The sequence below is a fragment of the Priestia aryabhattai genome (assembly GCF_023715685.1).
GTDB lineage: Bacteria > Bacillota > Bacilli > Bacillales > Bacillaceae_H > Priestia > Priestia aryabhattai_B.
Genome location: NZ_JAMBOQ010000001.1, coordinates 254725 through 274003, shown reverse-complemented (window position 1 = coordinate 274003; position 19279 = coordinate 254725). Strand labels below are relative to the sequence as shown.

The following is a 19279-nucleotide window of genomic DNA, read 5'->3' as shown; positions in this document are numbered from 1 at the left end:
GCTTTTTTGCATATCAACTTTTTTCGGTTAATCGTTCAAGTTCTTCCGAGGAATGTGCCATCTTCTCAATACGTAGAGACAGCTGCTTCATTACGTCCGCTATTTTTTCAAGTTCTTTTTTTGTTAGAACGGTTTGCTGTTTGTTCTCGGTTGTTATGCTAAGGACGTTCGTGAAAAAAGAAGTAATGTTGTTCATATTATCAGCCGTATCTTTTGTTAATTTAGCGACTTCTCCACCTAACGCCGAGACGCTTTCGATTTGTTTTTGAATGTCTCCGATAAAAGTGGAAATATTAGAAATAGATTTCTTCGTTTCTTCTGCAAGCTTCCGTACTTCTTGCGCGACCACTGCAAATCCCTTTCCATGCTCACCGGCTCGAGCAGACTCAATCGAAGCGTTTAATGCTAATAAATTTGTCTGCTCAGCAATAGAAGTGACAATTGAAACGATTTGATGAATTTGCTGTGATGTATGTTCAAGCGTTTTCATTTTGTTTTGAATGAGAGATGTATTTTTTTGTATGCTTCCAAGCATATTTTGTTCTTCTTTTAGTTTTGCTTGACTCGTAACGGATTCTGTCTCAATGACTTCTGCCAATTGGGAGCTTTTGTTTGCATAGGACACCACGTCAGAGGACTGATTGTGCATTTGATCCATAAATTTCTTCGTTTCTTCAGATAACGAAGAAAGGATAGATGATGTACGAGAGATTTCTAGCTGAATTTGCTCTTTTTGAGTCTGAAGTCCAGCGCGCTGCTCGTCGTACTCAAGCTCATAGGCTTTTAACACAATTTGCTTTTCTAGACTAATAAGCTTTGTCATACTTGCAATAAAAGCCAGACATTCTTCTTTTGAGTCCATCGTATGTTCACAGACTGACAGCAGCGACGTAAATAAATTTTGAAATGCGCACAAATACCAGTTTGGCTCAAGTCCAATTTTAACGTGCATCTTGGAAATTTTTTGACGTTTTACCACAAAAGCATCGTCTATTTGTCCATCAAACATTTCTAAGATGTGCTGTTTTAACGTTTGTTTTAATGCATGAACGCTGCTGTGCTTTTCGATAATCGCAACCAAATGGGCCTGTTCGCCAATAGCTTTGTAAAAATCATTCACAATCTCTTCGATGGCGTTCAGCGCGTGAACTTGAAATCTGGCAATCCGTTCGAGATCATCTTCTGTTAAGGAAATCATGTTAATCTGCTTTTTTATCATCGGGTCCGATACGTGAAGCTTTACAGTGATGAGTTCGACAGCTGCGGCTTCGGCGTGCGCTTTGTTTCGTTTAAACCAATTCATGTTTATCACCTTTATTTGCTAGAATAGTTGTTTTTCTCTTCTTCTTATATTTCGGCGTTTTACATCCAAGAGTTGAGGCTGTTTAAGAAGATTGTTATCAAATTGTTATCTTCTATTAATTGAATTGTTATCCGCAGATGGTATGGTTATACGGTGCTTAAAACATGATTCGGGGAGGAAACGAAATGAAAAAAATGCTATCGGCGCTTCTTGTAGGAGGAGCTTTATTTGCAAGTCCGGCAATGGGACATGCTGCGTTTGGCGACACGGTTTTAAAACAAGGGATGACAAATGATGATGTGGAACAAGTTAAAACGGTGTTAAAAGATAAAGGATTTTTAAAAGGCGAAGTATCGCGTTATTTTAATTATGAAACCAAAAAAGCGGTCATAGCTTTTCAAGAGAAACATAACCTAGAAGCAGACGGAATTGTTGGAGAAAATACATACAATGCATTAGGTAAAGGCGGCGTTGTAGAAGGCGAATCAGAAGTAAATGTTGATAAAGTAATTAGCAAAGCAAAATCCTTAATGGGCACGCCGTACAAATGGGGCGGCACCACACCTTCAGGATTTGACTGCAGCGGATATCTTCAGTATGTATATAAAGAAAGTGTAGGCATCGATATTCCAAGAACGGTTGAAGATATCTATAAAGCAGGTGAAAATGTAAGTGAACCCCAAGTGGGAGATCTTGTTTTCTTTGAAACGTATAAAGAAGGTCCTTCTCATGCAGGCATTTATCTTGGAGACGGAAAGTTTATTAATGCTTCGTCTTCTAAAGGCGTTACAATTAGCGATAAAAATTCAAGCTATTGGAAAGAGCGCTATATAGGGGCAAAGCGTATTGCAGCCAACTGATTCATAATTTAATAGATAAAAAAGGCAAAGCTTAAGGGCTTTGTCTTTTTTGTTTTCGTTTCAGCAGGACTAGGTAACAAAGAATAATCCTATGCAAAACGGGCTAGTCATGTGCGTATTTGTATGAAAATACGATAAAAGTTCTGTCACCTTTATGATAGAGCTTGTATATATTAGTAAAGTAATCTCTTAGGTTACGTCAATTGTTGTAGGTAATTTGAAGGGATAACAGTATAAAAAGGAGGAACAAAATTTATGTTTTTTTGTTGTTACCGTCGCTATATAGAAAAGATAAAACACCTGTTGTTTTCAAATCGATTTGCTGAATTTATTCAGGAAAACACAAAAAAAGCAGTAGAAGACATCGTTTATTCCGACACGTTTAAAGAATACGTAATAAGTATTATTAAAGAATCTCAAGAATCACCTTTTAAAGAAATTGCCGAGCAGTATGTCGGGCAAGAAGTTGTGATTGAAACAACGGCTGGTCCACTCGAAGGTGTTGTGACGTTTGTAGGAGATGATTATTTAGAATTAGTAGAGTCTCCAACATCAACGGTATTACTTCCATTTACAAGCATTGTTACTATTCAAAGCGCTTAAACGAAAGGAGAGAAAAGTATGTTTCAAGATACATTACGAGAAAATGTCGGCTCATTTGTGCAAATCATCACAGCTATTGACGTTATTAATGGAACACTGCTTGCTGTTACGGACGCAGCGGCTGTTGTGCGTACATCAAGCTCATATGGTGAGCCCACGGACGTAACCATTCCACTAGTATCCATTACGTATGTTCGAATTTTCAGCGGAGTTGAGTGAGTTTGAAAGTATCAGTCATTATTCCAGCCTGTAACGAAGGAGATTCGTTATTACCTGTGCTTCAAGAAGTTCATAAAATAAAGCCGTTTGAGATTATCATTGTAGTAAATGGATCCAGTGATGCAACAAAGAAAATTGCCGAGGATGCAGGCTGCCGTGCTGTTTATTATGAAGAAGCTCTTGGCATTAATATTGGAAGAGCCATTGGGGCTAAAAAAGCAAAAGGAGACATTTTGCTTTTTTTGGACGGAGATATAGCGGTTCCTCATGAGGAGCTGATGAAATATACGTATGCTATAGAAATCGGTCATGATATAGCGTTAAACAACCTTTCATGGATTATGAAACGGAAGGTGCGTCCGCATCCTGTTTCCGTTGCAAAATACATGCTGAACTTGTGCTTACAGCGTGAAGATTTATCCGTTCAAGCATTAACAGCCATTCCGCATGCCATTAAAAAAAAATCGGCTGCTGAAATTGGATACGAGAACTTAGCTCACCCACCCCTTGCTCATACGATTGCTCTTTTAAAAGGAATGTCAATTGTTGCACCGTGTTCCTCGGACGTTATTTATACCAATAAGATTAGAAACACCCACAAAACAATTCCTACCAATTCCCCTTTTCCTATTTCTACTAATTATATTATTGGAGATCACATTAAAGCGTTAGCTCATCTTATTGAAGAAAAAGGAATAAGAGGCGGACTAACAGATGGCGATCGAAACCGGGAAATTGTTTCGACTTATACACCGAATGTGAAGCGGAAAATAGGCGTTAAGTATAGTGCTGTTATTCCAGTAGGCGAAGAAAAAGAAACGATTGCCAGCGTTATTAAAGAAGTAAAAAAAGCCGGAGTGGAAGAAATCATTGTGGTTGCCAACGGAGCCGATGAAGTAACGGTTAAGCGAGCGATCGAAGCCGGAGCTACTGTTCTTCATTATAGGCAGAGGCTCGGACACAATGTACCTCGAGCAATTGGTGCGATGTACAGCAGCGGTGAAATTTGCTTGTTCATAGATGGAGATATTGTGATTTCCGCGGAAAACTTACGTCCGTATCTAGAAGCAGCTGACCAAGGCATTGATGTAGCGCTTAATAATTTAGAGTGTCTGCTTGACGAAGTGCATCCTATTCACTCTGTAAGTGCTGCGAAATATTTTCTTAATCTTGTTTGCAAACGTCCTGATTTAACGATCAATACAACGACGGCAATTCCGCATGCCATTAAACGAGATGTAATGGAGAAAGTGGGCTATGATTCTCTTATTATTCCCCCTTTATTTCAATTAAAAAGTATCATGTACGGCTTTACGGTTCAACCTGTTCATTTTGTGGATGTGGCGCGAACGAACCGGATTCGAAAAGAGCATATGAAAGTCAAAGGTCTAGCAGCATCAACTCAGCGAATCCTAGGAGATTATGTAGAGGCCATGGCGTACTATATTAGCCAAACTAGCGAAAGAGGCGAATTTCTTCCAGACATACGAAGACATGATCTTTTGTTTGAGGTGTTGAAGGATGAATAAAAAAGTTGCCGTTATTGGTCTTGGGTATGTAGGACTGCCGCTTGCTCTTTTGTTTGCTAAGAAAAACTATACCGTGATTGGACTTGATATTGACGTCCGGAAAATTGAAGCGCTAAAACAAGGGAAAAGCTATATTCCAGATGTACGTAATGATGTGATTCAAAGCGAGAAAAACTTTCAAGCATATGAATTGCAAAAAGGTATTTCCGCATTTCAAGTATGCGATTATGTAGTGGTGACCGTTCCAACTCCTATTACAGAGAATCATAATCCGGACTTAGGACCAGTTATTAGCGCATCTACGTTTTTGAAAGAACATATGGTAAAAGGGCAAACCGTTATTTATGAAAGCTCTACCTATCCAGGCACGCTTGAAGAAGTCGTTTTACCCATTTTAAAGGAGTCTGATTTGCAAGCGGGAGTTGATTTTTATTTAGCTTATTCTCCAGAGCGAGTCGATCCAGCAAACAAGTCGTACGACATTGAGTATATTCCAAAAGTGATTAGCGGCTACAGTAAAAACTGCCTTTATCACGTGCAGATGTTTTATGAAAGTATTTTTCAGCAAGTCGTGCCTGTTTCTTCTCCAAAAGTAGCGGAAATGTGCAAGCTGTTTGAAAATATTCAGCGCCTTGTCAATATTTCGTTGGTGAATGAAACAAATGAACTGTGCGAGGAATTAGGCATTGATTTTCATGAGGTATTACAGGCGGCATCTACTAAGCCGTTTGGGTTCACTCCGTATTATCCAGGCCCTGGAATTGGAGGACACTGCATACCTGTTGACCCGCTGTATTTTTTATGGAAACTAAAGCAAAATGGGTTAACGAGCGAACTTATTGAAGCTGCTCATCATATTAATGAAGAAATGCCAAATAAAGTGATTAGGCGAGTTGAAAAGCAGCTTGCAGCAAATGAAAAACGAGTGTTTGTTGTAGGCGTGGCGTATAAAAAAGATGTAAATGATATGCGTGAATCGCCGGCGCTGGCGGTGTGTGAAGGTCTTTTAGCAAAAGGGTATGAGTTAGCGTACCATGACCCTTACATTGACTCCGCTATATTAAATAAGCAAACGTATTTCTCTGTCCCGCTGACAAAAGAAGAAGTTGAAAAAAGCGATGTTGTACTTGTGTTAACCGATCATAGTCAAATCGATTGGTCGATTGTAAGATACGCAAAAAAAGTTGTGGATACAAGAGGTATTTTAAATGAATGTAGCCGCTGAATTGCTCAGTGGTTCTTTTTTTAGGGGTGATATCAATGAAAACTCTTTCTGTCGTTCTGCCCATTTATAATGAAGAAGAAACGCTAAAAAACGTGCTTAAGGAAATTAAGAAAGTGAATGTGCTTGAGATTATTGTGATTGCCAATGGGTGTACCGATGCTTCAGTGAAAATAGCTAAAGAAGAGGGATGCACGGTAAAAGTAGTGGGAAAACGCCTTTCTCCACATGAAGCAAGAATGGAAGGAGCGAAGATTGCTAAAGGAGAGGCCGTCTTATTTGTAGACGGAGACATTATTCTTTCTGCTTCTGAGCTTGAGCGTTTTGTTCAGCCTTTGTTATTTGGAAACAGCGATGTTGTGCTAAACAAGTGGGATAAAACAAAAATGAATGCTTGTAACCGCAGCGAGCTGACGTGGAGTGCGGTCTTGCATCATGCGATCGGGAAGCCTCATCGCGCCAACGCTGATTTAAAAGCGCCTTACGGGGTGCTGATAAACGTGTTGCAGAACTACTGGGATCTGCCGCCTCTTTCTTTATTTGTGACGTTTTTAACACAGTATCGTGTAAGCACGCATATGACGATTGAAACGCAGGGAAAGGGAAGCTTTCGCCCGTTTGATCGCCCGCTGCGCAGCAGAGAGCGAATTCAATCCTACCAGCAGCTTCTTCAAACATACTACACGCTTGCGTCAAATCGTAAAAGGCGAGTTGATATGCTTACGCAGTCCATTCCAGTTGTTGAGCACGGCTGGGGGAAATTATCTTCTTTTTATGGAGGAAAACAGCTGTCTGTCATTATTCCAGTTTGCAACGAGGAACAAACAATCAAACAAGTAATTGCAGAAGCAAGAAAACTTGAACCGTTAGAAATTATTGTTGTGATTAACGGCTCTACGGATCAGTCAGAGAAGTATGCCAAAGGACAGGGCGTCAAAACCATCGTCTACGATGAGCGGCTAGGGCATGATTGCGGAAGAGCTGCAGGGGCACTTGCAGCAACAGGAGATATTCTTCTTTTTATAGACGGGGATTTTGTTCTTTCAGCTCAAGAGTTATATCCGTTTGCTTCAGCGATAGCGAGCGGTGTTGATGTAGCTTTAAACGTATGTGAAGATGAAGCCAAGCTCACGCATGTTGTGCAGGGGTGGAAGTATGTGTTAAATGAGACGGTAGGAAGAAAAGATTTATTAATGAGCTCCATGACAGCTGTTCCTCATGCGATAAGCAGAGAGTGTCTGGAGCAAATTGGAACCGAATCTCTTGTTGTTCCGCCTTTTGCTCAAGCAAAAGCGATAATAGAAGATTTTCATGTTCAGGCCGTCCACCACGTTGACGTAAATAAATTCAACCGGTTTCGATACTCTGAGCATCTATCATTAAAGAGCCATTCTACTACGGCAGAACTCATTATTCAGGATCATATTTTTGCTTTTCTATCTTATCTTCACCGTGACTGAGTAGGGTCTGACTTATAGAAGGAATATCTAAAATGAGAAAGAGAAATCTACTGATATTTTGTTTTTCTGTTCTAACCCCTTGAATTTGTTCTCAGTTGTAACTAAAATTGTTACATGTGTAGACAAAAGTAAAAAAGGAGGAAAAGAAATGAAAAGCTGTCAGCTTGGAACGTTTTTACTTCGTCTCATGTTAGGGCTAACGTTTTTTATTCATGGACTTGGCAAATTTCAAAGCGGTATTGATAATACAGTTGGCTTTTTCCACAGCATGGGCATTCCTGCGTTTTTCGCTTATGCGGTTGCTGTTATTGAATTCGTAGGGGGAGCTGCCATGATTCTTGGATTTCAAACGCGCTTAGTCGGTGTCTTGTTTGCGATTGTGATGATTGGTGCTATTTTTACAGCGAAAAGCGGTGCTGGTTTTACAGGCGGCTATGAGCTTGAGCTTGCGCTTTTTGTCGTTTCGCTTCATATGATTCTAGCAGGAAGCGGTGCGTACGCGTTAGACAATCGATTACAAAAACCAGAAGAACATTATTCTTAAAAAAGGCAGGCGCACAGCGTCTGCCCTTTTTTGTAAAATATACCCTCCTATTGATTCATTTTTACTAAAAGGTACAGCTATCATTTTTAAGAAAATTCTTATATATGGTACTATTTGGTCATAGATGACTATATAGTCATTCTATTGAACGATACGGGGAGGTTTTAAAATGAAAACGGAAAGAGAAAACGGAATCGTCCGTCAAGTGAATACGATTCAAACAAAAGAAGAGCGCTTTAATCCTTTTTCTTGGTACGAAGACATGAGAAACAGCGCGCCTGTGCAGTGGGATGAAGAAAGGCAGGTATGGGATGTTTTTCACTATGACGGGGTCAAAGAAGTGCTAGAACAAAAGAATATTTTTTCTTCTGATCGAAGACCTTCACAAAATCAAAGACGAACGGCTCTAGGAACGAGCCTAATTAATATTGATCCGCCTAAACATGCTGAAATGAGAGGGCTTGTTAATAAAGCTTTTACGCCTAAAGCAATGAAAGCATGGGAGCCTAAAATTGCTCGTATTACAAATGAATTATTACAAGAAGTTGAGCATCTTGAAGATATTGATATAGTCGAGCATCTTTCCTATCCGCTTCCGGTTATGGTGATTGCCGACATTTTAGGCGTACCAATAGAAGATCAGCGCCAGTTTAAAGATTGGTCGGATATTATCGTAGCAGGTCCATCGAATAACGAACGTGAAACGCTAGAAAAATTGCAGCAAGAGAAAATGAAAGCAAATGATGAGCTAGAAACTTATTTTTATCGAATCATTGAAGAAAAACGCACGCATCCGGGAGATGATATTATCTCCGTGTTTCTTCAGGCAAAAGAAGAAGGGAAACAGCTAACAGATGAAGAAATCGTCGGGTTTTCCATTTTGCTGCTGATTGCAGGCAACGAAACTACAACAAATTTAATTTCAAATACTATTTATTGTTTGATGGAAGATAAAGCTTCTTTTGAACGACTCAAACGAGAGAAAGAACTTTTGCCTTCTGCGATTGAAGAAGTTCTTCGCTATCGTTCACCCGTTCAAGCTCTTCACCGAATCGTAAAAGAAGATGTGATTCTTGCAGGAAAGAAGCTAAAAGCTGGCGAACACGTAATTCCATGGATGGGGTCAGCGCATCGAGACGCTCAGTATTTTGAAAAGCCGGATGTATTTAAAATCGATCGAAAGCCAAATGTGCATATGGCATTTGGAAGAGGCATTCATTTTTGCTTGGGAGCACCGCTTGCTCGAATAGAAGCAAAAATTATGCTGTCCGAGCTGATTGACCGCTATCCGCAGATGGACTGGAGCCCGTCATTTGAGTTAAAGCCGATTGAAAGCACATTTGTATATGGGTTAAAAGAATTATTGATTCGTAAACATGTATAAAAAAAGCATGCTTTGCGTGCTTTTTACTCTTTCTCTGCTTGAATTCTCGCTTCAGCAATTTTATCGGTATGATTATATCCCCATTGAAACATCAGCTCGATAATAGGGATGAGCGTTTCTCCAAAAGGCGTTAAATAATATTCTACTTTAGGCGGAACTTGTTTATAGACTTCGCGGTGGATAATTCCGTCGCGCTCGAGTTCGCGAAGCTGCAGCGTGAGCATTCGCTGCGTCACGCCGGGAATGAGTCTGCGCAGTTCATTAAAGCGCCGGCGTTCCTTCGATAATTGATATAAAATGACGCTTTTCCATTTGCCTCCGACTACATCAACGGCTGCTTCCACAGGACAAGAATAGCCGTGAGGCTCCCATTTTGTTAAGTCGTATTTCATAGTGATTACTCCTTTTATCAGTGAGTTCAGCTGCATTTGTGCTGTTTATACTATAGCACGTCTTATTTGATAAAAACATGGAAATGATTCATGGAATTATTGACGGAAAATTAAAAAAGTAATGGAAATAATTATGAGTTTGTTGTATGATGAAACTATGAAAATAACTTTTCTATTAAAAAGCGAAATATTTTGAAAGCGCTTTATTTATAAAGAACGACAGGGGAAAGGGCGGAGGAATGATGAAAAGATTTATCAAAGTAGAAAAAAGAAATCATGTGGCGGTTGTACGAATGAATCAGTCGATGCTCAATCGTTTGAACAGTGAAGTCATGTATGAGCTGCAAGAAACGATGAATGAGCTGCAGCACGATGCGTCGGTTGGGTCTATTGTATTTATGGGAGAGTACTATAAAATGAACGGAGATCATAGAGCAACTTCTTTCCTACGTGAAGAAACGGGAAGGCTTTATCAGCCGATTCATGCAGTAACAGCTCGAGCGATTTTTCAGCGTATTTCATGCAGCTCTAAACAAACGATTGCGCTTCTTACAAACTTTACGTTTGGGGGAGGGTATGAGTTAGCTTTAGCATGCAACGTACGAATTGCAGAAGAACCTGTACAGCTCAAGTTAACAAACGGTATGACTGTTAGTGCGCAAGAAGCGTGCAACATGGGAAAAGTGCAGCATGTTGTACAAAAAGGAAAAGGATTAGAATATTCGTTTGCGCTGAACGCATTAGAAAAGGAAGCTTAAAAAACGCTTTCACTTTATTTTTATAAAGTGAAAGCGTTTTTATTTTATTTTATTGATAAAAAGGTATTGAAAATTCTGAAAAAAGGAGTAGAATGATAACAAATCTACTTATTTTAAATAAGTAAAGGAGCTGGTATCAATGCCATTCATTTTTAAAGAAGCCGTAGTCGGATTATTTACAGCGGCAGCAGCAGGTTTACTGGCGTTTCAAGGGGTGGAAGTGGTGTCAGCCATCATTCATCTGCTAACTTTTTGGAAACAGCAATAGCTAATAAGTAGAGGAACGACTTATAAAGATAAGGGGCTTGAGACTTTCTCAGCCCTTTTTGTTGTGGAGTTCATTATTTTTCAGTATACTAACGGTGGAAATTAAGACATAATATGGTTACTTAGCAGGGAATTACGAACTCAGTAGGGAAGTATGTAGACTCTGGAAAAATAAACAATGATCGCTTTTACCCGGTAACAACCCTTGTTATCGGGTAACGTGTGTAAGGGGTGTGGATAAGTGAACGATAAAAATTTAACAGAAGAACAGCAGCGAGTTGATTGGGTAGTAGAAGAAATCAGCCAAAAAGCTGAAAAAATAGGCAAAAGCGTAGGAAACGTAAAAGGCGAAATTGTCGATTTGCGAAGCACGTTTTGGGACGATGTCACGGTTAATATGGATGAGCCGGATGACGTGATTGAGACATTTACGAGCATTAAGCAGCAGGCGGAACTTTTAGCTGAACGTGAAATTACCCATAGACAAGCGTATGATCAATTAAAAACATTAAAAAAACTAACGCAATCCCCTTATTTTGGACGTTTTGACTTTATAGAAAATGGTGAAAAAGAAGCGGAAGCTATTTATGTGGGCGTGGGCTCCTTAATGGATCAAAAAGATGAAGAGTTTTTAATTTATGATTGGCGTGCGCCTATTTCGAGTCTTTATTATGATTATTCACCAGGAAAAGCGCAGTACGAAACGCCAGGTGAAGCCATTAAAGGCGAGATGAAGCTAAAGCGTCAGTTTATTATTGAAAATAGCGTAATTACAAGTATGTTTGATACAGGAATTACCATTCGAGACGAGCTGCTTCAAGAAGTGCTTGGACACAATGCAAGCAGTCAAATGAAAAGTATTGTAGCGACCATTCAAAAAGAACAAAACCAGATTATTCGCAATGAAAAAAATAAAGTGCTGATCGTTCAAGGTGTAGCAGGAAGCGGTAAAACGTCTGCAGCTCTTCAGCGCGTGGCTTATCTTCTCTATCATTACCGAAAGCAGCTGACTGCGGAAAATATGATGCTGTTTTCACCAAATCCGCTTTTTAACAGCTACGTCTCAACCGTTCTTCCGGAGCTTGGGGAAGACAATATGAAACAAACAACGTTTCAGCAATATGCCGATGGACGGTTAGGAAACGAGTTTGAAATCGAGGACTTGTTCGTTCAAATCGAATATTTGCTAACGGAAAAAGATGCCGCGACAAAACAGCAAAAAACGCAGGAAATCCGCTACAAAGCAAGCCATGAATTTAAAAAGCAGGTAGATGCGTATATCGAAGAGCTGTCTACTAAAGACATCATTTTTAAAAACATTAAGTTTCGAGGCGAAATCGTTTTATCCGCTCGACGCTTGCTGTCTTATTTCTATTCACTTGATACGGGAATTTCCATCCCTAACAGAATGCAGCTCGTAGCCGAATGGGCGCTTAAGCTCATCAATCAGCTTGAAAAACTTGAGCGTAAAAAAGATTGGGTTCAAGAAGAAATTCAGCTTTTAGAAAAAGAAGATTATGTGGAGGCCTATCAGCATCTGCAGAAAAAGGAAGGCTATACCGAAAGCTCATTTGATGACTTTGAGCGTGAACAAGCGTATTTAGCCAAAGCAGTTGTAGCTAAGAAGATGAAATTTATTAAGCAGGCCATCAAGCAGCTTAAGTTTATCGACATTCGCCGTATCTATATGCAGCTGTTTGAAAGACATCACCTTTTTTCACATGTAGAAGGATGGGAAGACACAGCCAAAAATACCGTGCAAAGAGTCATGAACATGAAGCTGTCTTATGAAGACGTAACGCCTTACTTATATATAAAAGATCAAATTGAAGGGCGCAAAGCCAATCCTGTCATTCGCTATTTGTTTATTGATGAAGCACAAGACTATTCACCGTTTCAGCTAGCGTTTTTAAAAGAGCTGTTTCCGCATGCCAGAATGACGCTGCTTGGAGATTTAAATCAAGCGATCTATGCGCACGCTCTGAATGCACCGACCATTCTTTCAAGCGAACTGTACGAAGAGAAAGAAGCAGAAACGCTGACTCTTACGAGAAGCTACCGATCAACTCGTCAAATTGTAGAGTTTTCAAGGAATATGGTTGTAAATGGCCATTTAATTGAGCCGTTTAATCGAGACGGAGCGAAGCCAACCGTGACGGCTACAGGTGACGTCAAAGAGTTTCATAAGGCAATCATACACAGAATTAATGAATTAAAGCAGAGAAACTATAAAACGATTGCTGTTATTGCCAAAACAGCTGAAGAAAGTCGAGAAGCATTTGAAACACTGCCTGCTTCGATGTCTGCAAGGCTGCTGACAAAAGAAACAAGTTCATTTGAAAAAGGCATGCTTGTCCTGCCTGCTTACTTAGCTAAAGGAATTGAATTTGATGCCGTGTTAATTTATAATGCGTCGAGTAAATCTTATCAAGATGAATACGAGCGGAATTTATTTTATACGGCATGCACAAGAGCTATGCATGAGCTGCATTTGTTCTCACTTGGTGAAATCAGTCCGTTTATATCGAATAAAGAAACCTATCAATACCAAGGCAAATAATAAAGAAGGCGGCCAATAGGCTGCCTTCTTTTTATTGACTTTCAAAATGCAGTAAATATTTCACCAAATAAAGGCCTGAGGTTGTTTTTTCTTGAAGAGGAATGGTCAGGCATGTGACATAATAATACCCTTTTGGAATGTCATAGCTTAAGGTTTCGGATAGGACGCTTTTTATTTCAATCCCATCATTTTCGACGTGAAAAGGAAGGCGAGTTGTCTTTTCAGCTCGTGATGCGTCAGGCTTTTCGTTTACCCACACTTCAATAATAGCTTTTGTGTTCGACACGGCTTCAAACGAAATGGCTTTATCGTCTGCGACATATCCTTTTTGAATATCTTCATCACTCCAGTCGTGATGGGGCTTTGGCTGTCCTTTTTGAAACAGCGTAAACTGATGATAAGACATTGTTAGCACTTGTTCTTTCCATTTTGTTTTCATCGTTTCACCTCTTCAAAGTAAAGCTTGTTTTGCTATTATTGCACGATAAATTGTACGCGCGTACCATCTGGGTACTGTTCTAATTGATTTCCAACTCGTGAGCCAGCTCCGCGGTTATCAGAAGGTGAGATATAGCGAATAGACTGGCCATTAACTTTTTCCCGTATGTAGCCATCTCAAACCTCTGGTGTAGTCGCTTTTATAACATAACTATACTCTTAGATTGCTAAGTTTAGATTACAGGACAATAAATGCCGTGTAAACAAGTATTAACAATTATGTAAAACAGTAAACTTCCTTTACTTGACAACATACCCTGATAGGTATAAAGTTGTGTATACATTTACTTCTTGCGTATAGCTTAAAAGGAAGAAACACAATCATGTATGAGCGGAGGTATTAGTAGGATGGAATATGATAAGCAAGTTAAAAATCGTTTGAAACGAATTGAAGGTCAATTAAAAGGCGTCTTAAATATGATGGAACAAGGAAAAGACTGCCGTGACATTGTGACGCAGCTCTCAGCAGCTAGAAGTGCAATTGATCGCACGATGGGCGTTATTGTCAGCACAAATCTTGAACAATGCGTAAGAGAAAGCATTGAAAAAGGCGAGAATACGGAAAACTTAGTAAAAGAAGCAGTAGAGCTGTTAGTAAAAAGCAGATGAGACATTCGTTTCATCTGCTTTTTGTTTTTACTGTACTCTGCTCATAAGGATAAAAACCGCTGTTCATAAACACAATACGGATAGGAACAGCGGTTTTTTAGGTTTATCTCGTTTTAAGAACAGGAAAGATATATGGAGAGAAAGGAGGAGGTCAAGGTGAGTGATGACAAAAAGTCACCAACATATAATCATACGGAAATTCATCATAAAATTGAGGCTTCTCCAAAAGCGCCGGGAATCAAAGCTGCTTTTCGTTTTAACCACGCTTCTTCTCCGTGGGTAAGAGGAATCAGCTCAGGTTTGTCTTCAAGCCTGCCGATTTTAATAGGAATTTTATTTGGTCATTTGCAGTACGGACTCATTGCAAGCATTGGCGGCTTTACATATTTGTATACAAAAGATGAGCCTTACGCGCAGCGCGGCGTTAAGTTATTTTTAGCTTTGCTGGGCGTTACGCTTTGCTTTACACTCGGCTCATTATTTGCTGACGTAGATTGGATGAAAACCATTTTATTTGGTGTTATTGGATCCGTATCGGTTTATGTCTTCGGAGCGTTAAAAATTCCAGGGCCTTCTGCCATGTTTTTTGTGCTTTCCTTTGCTGTGAGCACGAGCATTCCAGCTCCGAATTTGCAGGCAGTTTTTTTACATACAGGACTCGTTTTTTTAGGAGGAGCACTATCTTGGTGTATTAGCATGAGCGGATGGCTTATTAATCCGCGCGGACCTGAAACTGCCGCTGTGGCGAAAGCGTACAGGCAGCTAGCTTCATTTGTCGGTTCTCTTGGCACGGAATCGTTTCACGCGGAGCAGCACAAAACGGTTGTAGAGCTCCGGGCAGCGGAAACAGCGATGAAGCAAGCGAAAATTAATCGAAAAAAATCATCGTTTGCGCATCGGCTGTTTTTATTAAATCAAAAAGCAGAAGGGCTGTTTATCTTTGTGATGGCCGCTGCAAATGATTTTAATCCGGCTGTTTCAAAAAAAGCACAAGCGGTGATTGAAACGTTCGCATCCGAAATGGCCACGTTAAAAAAACATAAAAAAATTCGAGATGTCAGAGAAGAAATTGAAGAGCTGTCTATAAAAGAAGAGCTGCGCACATTACTGTTAGATATAAACGACGTTCTTCAAATGAAGGAATTAAAAGAAACAGAGTACATTCAGTTCTCGCATGGTACCATAAGAGCACGGTTAAAAGCTGCTTTTCACAAACGTTCATATGTGCTTAAAAACGCTTTGCGCTACGGAATTATTATGGTTATCGCCGCAGCCGTTGCCTACACAACAAATATTCCAAGGTCTTACTGGATTCCGCTTACATGCGCAGGAGTAATGCTTGGGGCAACCGTGCGTGCCACCGTTCAGCGAGGTATTCAGCGCTCAGTTGGTACGATTTTAGGTATTTTAATTGGGACGGGAATTCTGATGTTTGAGCCGACAGGAATCGTCATTGCACTCATTGTCTTTGTGCTTCAGTCAACGATTGAGATTGTCATTGTTAAAAATTACGCGCTTGGTACGCTTTTTATCACGCCGAATGCTCTTTTAATCGCTGAAAGCGGTCATCCCGATAAAGCTATTAGCTATTTTACGTCCGCTCGGGTGATTGATATTGTTATTGGATCTATTATTGGAGTGGTTGGTACGGTATTAATTTTTAAACGAGCTTCTTCGCTTCGTTTGCCGTATTTGCTTGGAGATGTGATTCGAAAAGAAGGACAGTTTTTAGAAATGCTAAGCACGGAACAAGATGAAGAAAAAATTAAACAAGAAAGAAATAAGCTTCAAGGAGAACTCGTTAATCTTCGGGCGCTGTACGATAATGTGATTGGAGAATATTCCAAAACGGCCGTCAAACTTGAAGGATTGTGGCCTGCGGTTGTCGCTACGCAGCAGTTAGGTTATATGCTTCTTGCTTCGTTTGAAGGATATGAGCTGTCAGAAACGGAGAAACAAGAGCTTCAGGAAACGTTTCAGAAGCTAGCCGCAGCAGCAGAGCAAAAACGAGCGCCGAAGCTTTCAAGTGTTCCGACTCTGGAACGCTACCCTATTATTCACCAGGAAATAACCGCTTTGTATGAAAGTCTGCAGGTAGAAATATAAAAAGCACGGAACCAATGGGCTCCGTGCTTTTGTTTTTACATATCGACAACTTCATTTACCGTCTTATTTACATCGTCACGCGTCATTTTTTCTTTTCCTTTCATCAAGGCGTTTAATGTTCCATCGGCAAGCGCCAACGGAATTTTACAGAAATGAAGAATCGGAAGAGATTTGACATCTTCTAAATATTTCTTTCCTAGTGAAAGATTGCGGCGAGCATAGGCAAACATGTCTTCTCTGCTCCAGTTGTTAGGAAAGAAGCTGACTCCGCGCTCTGAATCTTCCGAGGTATTGCGCAGGATATTAACAGACTGCAAGCCGCGTCCAAAAGCAATAGCTAATTCTTTATCTGTCTCCGTGCCGTCATACCATTTCCAAATGTCGTTAAGCATCACGCCTACTAGACCAGCTACGTAGAACGTATAGTCATCTAAATCCGCTTCATTTTGAATATGCCAGTCTTTTTCTACCCAATCGGCCATTCCTTTAGCCATAATGGAAGTTGCATCTAATACTTGATCTGCAACTCCAGTCGGACAAAGCGCAATCCAGTGGCCGAGCTGAAGCGTTACGTCAGGTAAATCAGCTTGATAAGGACCTACTAATGCCATGTACTCGTCTTCGTTAAAAGGCTGTTTTAACAGGTCACTGATGGCGTAAAGCAAGCGGCTTTTTATACCGGCTTCTAGCTCAGGGTGATCTTCAATTTCATCAATTGCCCTCATACATAAGTAAGCAGATCCTACTGCATCTTGCAATTCTGCCGGCAAGTGGCTAATTGGAATAAAAAATGTTCGGCTTGTTTCTTTTAACATCACCATTGCGTCGTCGCGTAATTTGTTGGGTACACTCATTGATAACTAGCTCCTTTTTACATATCCACATGTCAAATTAGTTTAAGTTTTCATCTTATATACTATAGTAACAAAAAATGAGCATTTAATGGAGTTTAAAGATTACTTATTAACGATATTGTCATTATTTTGTAGTATTTGAACAGAGGTACTTGTATCATATACAAGTTTACACTACGATAATACTCGTTCACTCTTCGTTTTACACCAATAAATGTTTTATCATTCAGAAATCGCTGTCATGCTGATGGGGGAGATGAGTTTTTAAAAGAATACTCAACAGTCGGGTATACATAATATATAGAACAATACAGAGGTGAATGTATGAAAATTTTAGTTGTAGAAGACGATGGTAAAATATATGAATTAGTGAAAGAGAAATTTGAACAGTGGTCATTTGAAGTGGTTGGAGTAGAAGATTTTCAAAAGGTAATGGAAGTATTTATTACAGAAAGCCCAGAGCTGGTCATTTTAGACGTGAATTTGCCTGTATATGACGGATTTTACTGGTGTCAGCAAATACGTACAGTTTCAAAAGCTCCTATCGTATTTCTTTCCTCTCGTGAACATCCAATGGATATTGTTATGGCAATGAATGTTGGGGCAGATGACTACATTCAAAAGCCTTTTAACTTAGATGTTCTTGTTGCTAAAGTGCAGGCACTTCTGCGCAGAACGTATTCGTATGGAGACACGATTTCAGACGTTATCGAGTGGAACGGCGCGGTGCTAGACTTGAAAAAAGGAAGTTTGCATTATAACGACCAAGAAATTCATTTAACTAAAAACGAATTTTTTATTTTACGGCTTCTTTTGGAAGAGCGAGGCAAGATTGTATCGCGAGAAGAGCTTATGCGAAGGTTATGGGAAGATGAGAAATTTGTAAGTGACAATACGCTTTCTGTCAACATCACACGTATTCGTACCAAGCTGGAAGACATCGGGCTGAATGATAAAATTGTGACCAAAAAAGGTCAAGGGTATTTGGTGAATTAAGATGTGGAAAAGTTTTTTAAGAGAAAGGCTAAGCTGGATTTTATTTGTTCTTATATGGCTCGGTGTAATCGATGCTCTACTGCTGTTGGAGTATGATATTAAGGTATCGTCCACGTCTTTTTGGTATTTGAATCTTTTAACGCTGTGTCTGCTGATTCTGTTTCTTTTGTGGAGAGGAGTAAAAGAAAGAAGATTCCTAAAAAAATTAAGCTTAATGCTGCAGCATGATGCGTACGATTTACAAGAAATGCATACATACGTTCGAACGAAAGCAGATGAAGAAATGCTGAGCTTGCTGCAGCATATAGATCGTGTGTATCGCAAGCAAACTCATGCTCTTCACGTAAAGCAGCGAGAGCAGCAGGAATATGTAACGACTTGGGTTCATGAGGCCAAGTCGCCGCTTACTGCTATGAAGCTACTTATTAATGCTCATCGTACAGAGCTTTATAAATGGCCTTGGCTAAAGGATATTGAAGATGAATGGATGAAAATTGACGCGTTAGTGGATCAGAATTTATATGCCGCACGCCTGCAGAAATTGGAAAAAGATTACCAGGTGCAGGCAGTGTCGCTAAGTGAACTTGTTTTTCCAAATGTTGCGTATTTCTCGAAATGGTGTATCGAAAAGAAACTGCATATTGATGTGGAAAACCTAGACATTTTAGTTCACACTGATCCAAAGTGGATGCAGTTTGTTGTGAAGCAAGTGCTGTCTAACGCCATTAAATATAGCCCTCTAGAAGGAAAGCTTTCTTTTTTTAGTGAAGAAACGCCAAAGTATGTGAAGTTATTTATCGCTGATCAAGGGGAAGGTATTCCAACACAAGACCTCCCGCGCGTATTCGAAAAAGGATTCACAGGAAATGTTGGAAGAAAAACGAAAGGAGCTACGGGGCTAGGGCTGTATTTTTCAAAAAAAATTACAGATGCTCTTGGCCATGGAATAGAGGTGAATTCACTTTTACATGAAGGAACCACGGTGATTCTGACCTTCTACAAACGGAATTCTTTCGATAACCTTTCAAAAATGTAAGATTGCACGCTGAGATTGTCATCTGCTTCAAACGAATCTTTCCTTGTTTCAAAGTAAGATAGAGCTATACACAAGGAGG

At 39.9% G+C, this 19279-nt stretch carries 19 protein-coding genes and 1 pseudogene; 15 read left to right on the top strand and 5 right to left on the bottom strand.

What is annotated here, in order from left to right; translation table 11 throughout:
* Positions 1-13: 13 nt before the first annotated feature.
* A complete protein-coding gene (locus M3225_RS01430; RefSeq protein WP_251390583.1) occupies positions 14-1303 on the bottom strand; it encodes a globin-coupled sensor protein in 1290 nt (429 codons plus the stop codon).
* 185 nt (positions 1304-1488) lie between these two features.
* Here M3225_RS01430 and M3225_RS01425 point away from each other — a divergent pair, with 185 nt between their 5' ends.
* The 8 genes from M3225_RS01425 (at position 1489) to M3225_RS01390 (ending at position 9124) form a co-directional block, all read left to right on the top strand.
* Positions 1489-2163, top strand: coding sequence for a C40 family peptidase (locus M3225_RS01425; protein WP_251390581.1), 675 nt, complete (start codon positions 1489-1491; stop codon positions 2161-2163).
* Between the two features lie 255 nt (positions 2164-2418).
* A complete protein-coding gene (locus tag M3225_RS01420) occupies positions 2419-2766 on the top strand; it encodes a DUF2642 domain-containing protein (RefSeq protein ID WP_251390579.1) in 348 nt (115 codons plus the stop codon).
* 18 nt (positions 2767-2784) lie between these two features.
* A complete protein-coding gene (locus M3225_RS01415; RefSeq protein ID WP_216144142.1) occupies positions 2785-2985 on the top strand; it encodes a hypothetical protein in 201 nt (66 codons plus the stop codon).
* 2 nt (positions 2986-2987) lie between these two features.
* The gene (locus tag M3225_RS01410; RefSeq protein WP_251390577.1) at positions 2988-4514 is read left to right on the top strand and encodes a glycosyltransferase family 2 protein; all 1527 of its coding nucleotides are present in this window, start codon (positions 2988-2990) and stop codon (positions 4512-4514) included.
* Positions 4507-5739: a nucleotide sugar dehydrogenase gene (locus M3225_RS01405; RefSeq protein WP_251390575.1), complete on the top strand. Its 1233-nt coding sequence runs from the start codon at positions 4507-4509 to the stop codon at positions 5737-5739. The genes M3225_RS01410 and M3225_RS01405 overlap by 8 nt, the downstream gene beginning before the upstream one ends.
* 35 nt (positions 5740-5774) lie before the next feature.
* Entirely contained in the window at positions 5775-7196 is a 1422-nt protein-coding gene (locus M3225_RS01400; RefSeq protein ID WP_251390574.1) for a glycosyltransferase family 2 protein, read from the top strand.
* Positions 7197-7344: 148 nt separating this feature from the next.
* Entirely contained in the window at positions 7345-7740 is a 396-nt protein-coding gene (locus M3225_RS01395; protein ID WP_251390572.1) for a DoxX family protein, read from the top strand.
* 169 nt (positions 7741-7909) lie between these two features.
* The gene (locus M3225_RS01390) at positions 7910-9124 is read left to right on the top strand and encodes a cytochrome P450 (RefSeq protein ID WP_251390570.1); all 1215 of its coding nucleotides are present in this window, start codon (positions 7910-7912) and stop codon (positions 9122-9124) included.
* A gap of 23 nt (positions 9125-9147) precedes the next feature.
* Here M3225_RS01390 and M3225_RS01385 read toward each other — a convergent pair whose 3' ends face one another.
* On the bottom strand, positions 9148-9516 hold the full coding sequence (locus M3225_RS01385; protein WP_014458688.1) for a winged helix-turn-helix transcriptional regulator: 369 nt from the start codon (positions 9514-9516) through the stop codon (positions 9148-9150).
* A 242-nt stretch (positions 9517-9758) separates the two neighbouring features.
* On the opposite strand from M3225_RS01385, the gene M3225_RS01380 reads away from it, so the two are divergent.
* From M3225_RS01380 to helD, 3 genes are all read left to right on the top strand, one after another.
* Positions 9759-10274 carry an enoyl-CoA hydratase/isomerase family protein gene (locus tag M3225_RS01380; protein ID WP_251390568.1) on the top strand — a complete coding sequence of 172 codons (516 nt, stop codon included), beginning with the start codon at positions 9759-9761 and terminating at the stop codon, positions 10272-10274.
* Between the two features lie 139 nt (positions 10275-10413).
* Positions 10414-10542, top strand: a complete 129-nt coding sequence (locus M3225_RS29410) for a hypothetical protein (protein ID WP_276319764.1) — start codon at positions 10414-10416, stop codon at positions 10540-10542.
* A 240-nt stretch (positions 10543-10782) separates the two neighbouring features.
* A complete protein-coding gene (helD, locus tag M3225_RS01375) occupies positions 10783-13101 on the top strand; it encodes an RNA polymerase recycling motor HelD (RefSeq protein WP_251390566.1) in 2319 nt (772 codons plus the stop codon).
* A 31-nt stretch (positions 13102-13132) separates the two neighbouring features.
* Here the strand turns inward: helD and comJ are convergent, their stop codons facing one another.
* Together comJ and M3225_RS01365 are read right to left on the bottom strand one after the other, a co-directional pair.
* Positions 13133-13540 (bottom strand): competence protein ComJ, encoded by a 408-nt coding sequence (gene comJ / locus M3225_RS01370; protein WP_251390564.1) that lies wholly within the window; start codon positions 13538-13540, stop codon positions 13133-13135.
* Between the two features lie 35 nt (positions 13541-13575).
* A pseudogene (locus M3225_RS01365) lies at positions 13576-13677 on the bottom strand (NucA/NucB deoxyribonuclease domain-containing protein); the annotation flags it as partial.
* A gap of 270 nt (positions 13678-13947) precedes the next feature.
* Between M3225_RS01365 and M3225_RS01360 the strand changes: the two are divergent.
* Positions 13948-14208: a metal-sensitive transcriptional regulator gene (locus tag M3225_RS01360; protein WP_013058561.1), complete on the top strand. Its 261-nt coding sequence runs from the start codon at positions 13948-13950 to the stop codon at positions 14206-14208.
* A 156-nt stretch (positions 14209-14364) separates the two neighbouring features.
* On the top strand, positions 14365-16314 hold the full coding sequence (locus M3225_RS01355) for an FUSC family protein (protein ID WP_251390562.1): 1950 nt from the start codon (positions 14365-14367) through the stop codon (positions 16312-16314).
* 35 nt (positions 16315-16349) lie between these two features.
* On the opposite strand, the gene M3225_RS01350 is transcribed toward M3225_RS01355, so the two are convergent.
* On the bottom strand, positions 16350-17168 hold the full coding sequence (locus M3225_RS01350; protein WP_251390560.1) for a squalene/phytoene synthase family protein: 819 nt from the start codon (positions 17166-17168) through the stop codon (positions 16350-16352).
* A gap of 324 nt (positions 17169-17492) precedes the next feature.
* Here M3225_RS01350 and M3225_RS01345 point away from each other — a divergent pair, with 324 nt between their 5' ends.
* Together M3225_RS01345 and M3225_RS01340 are read left to right on the top strand one after the other, a co-directional pair.
* Positions 17493-18164, top strand: coding sequence for a response regulator transcription factor (locus M3225_RS01345; RefSeq protein ID WP_251390558.1), 672 nt, complete (start codon positions 17493-17495; stop codon positions 18162-18164).
* A 1-nt stretch (position 18165) separates the two neighbouring features.
* Entirely contained in the window at positions 18166-19200 is a 1035-nt protein-coding gene (locus M3225_RS01340; RefSeq protein WP_251390557.1) for a sensor histidine kinase, read from the top strand.
* Positions 19201-19279 lie beyond the last annotated feature (79 nt).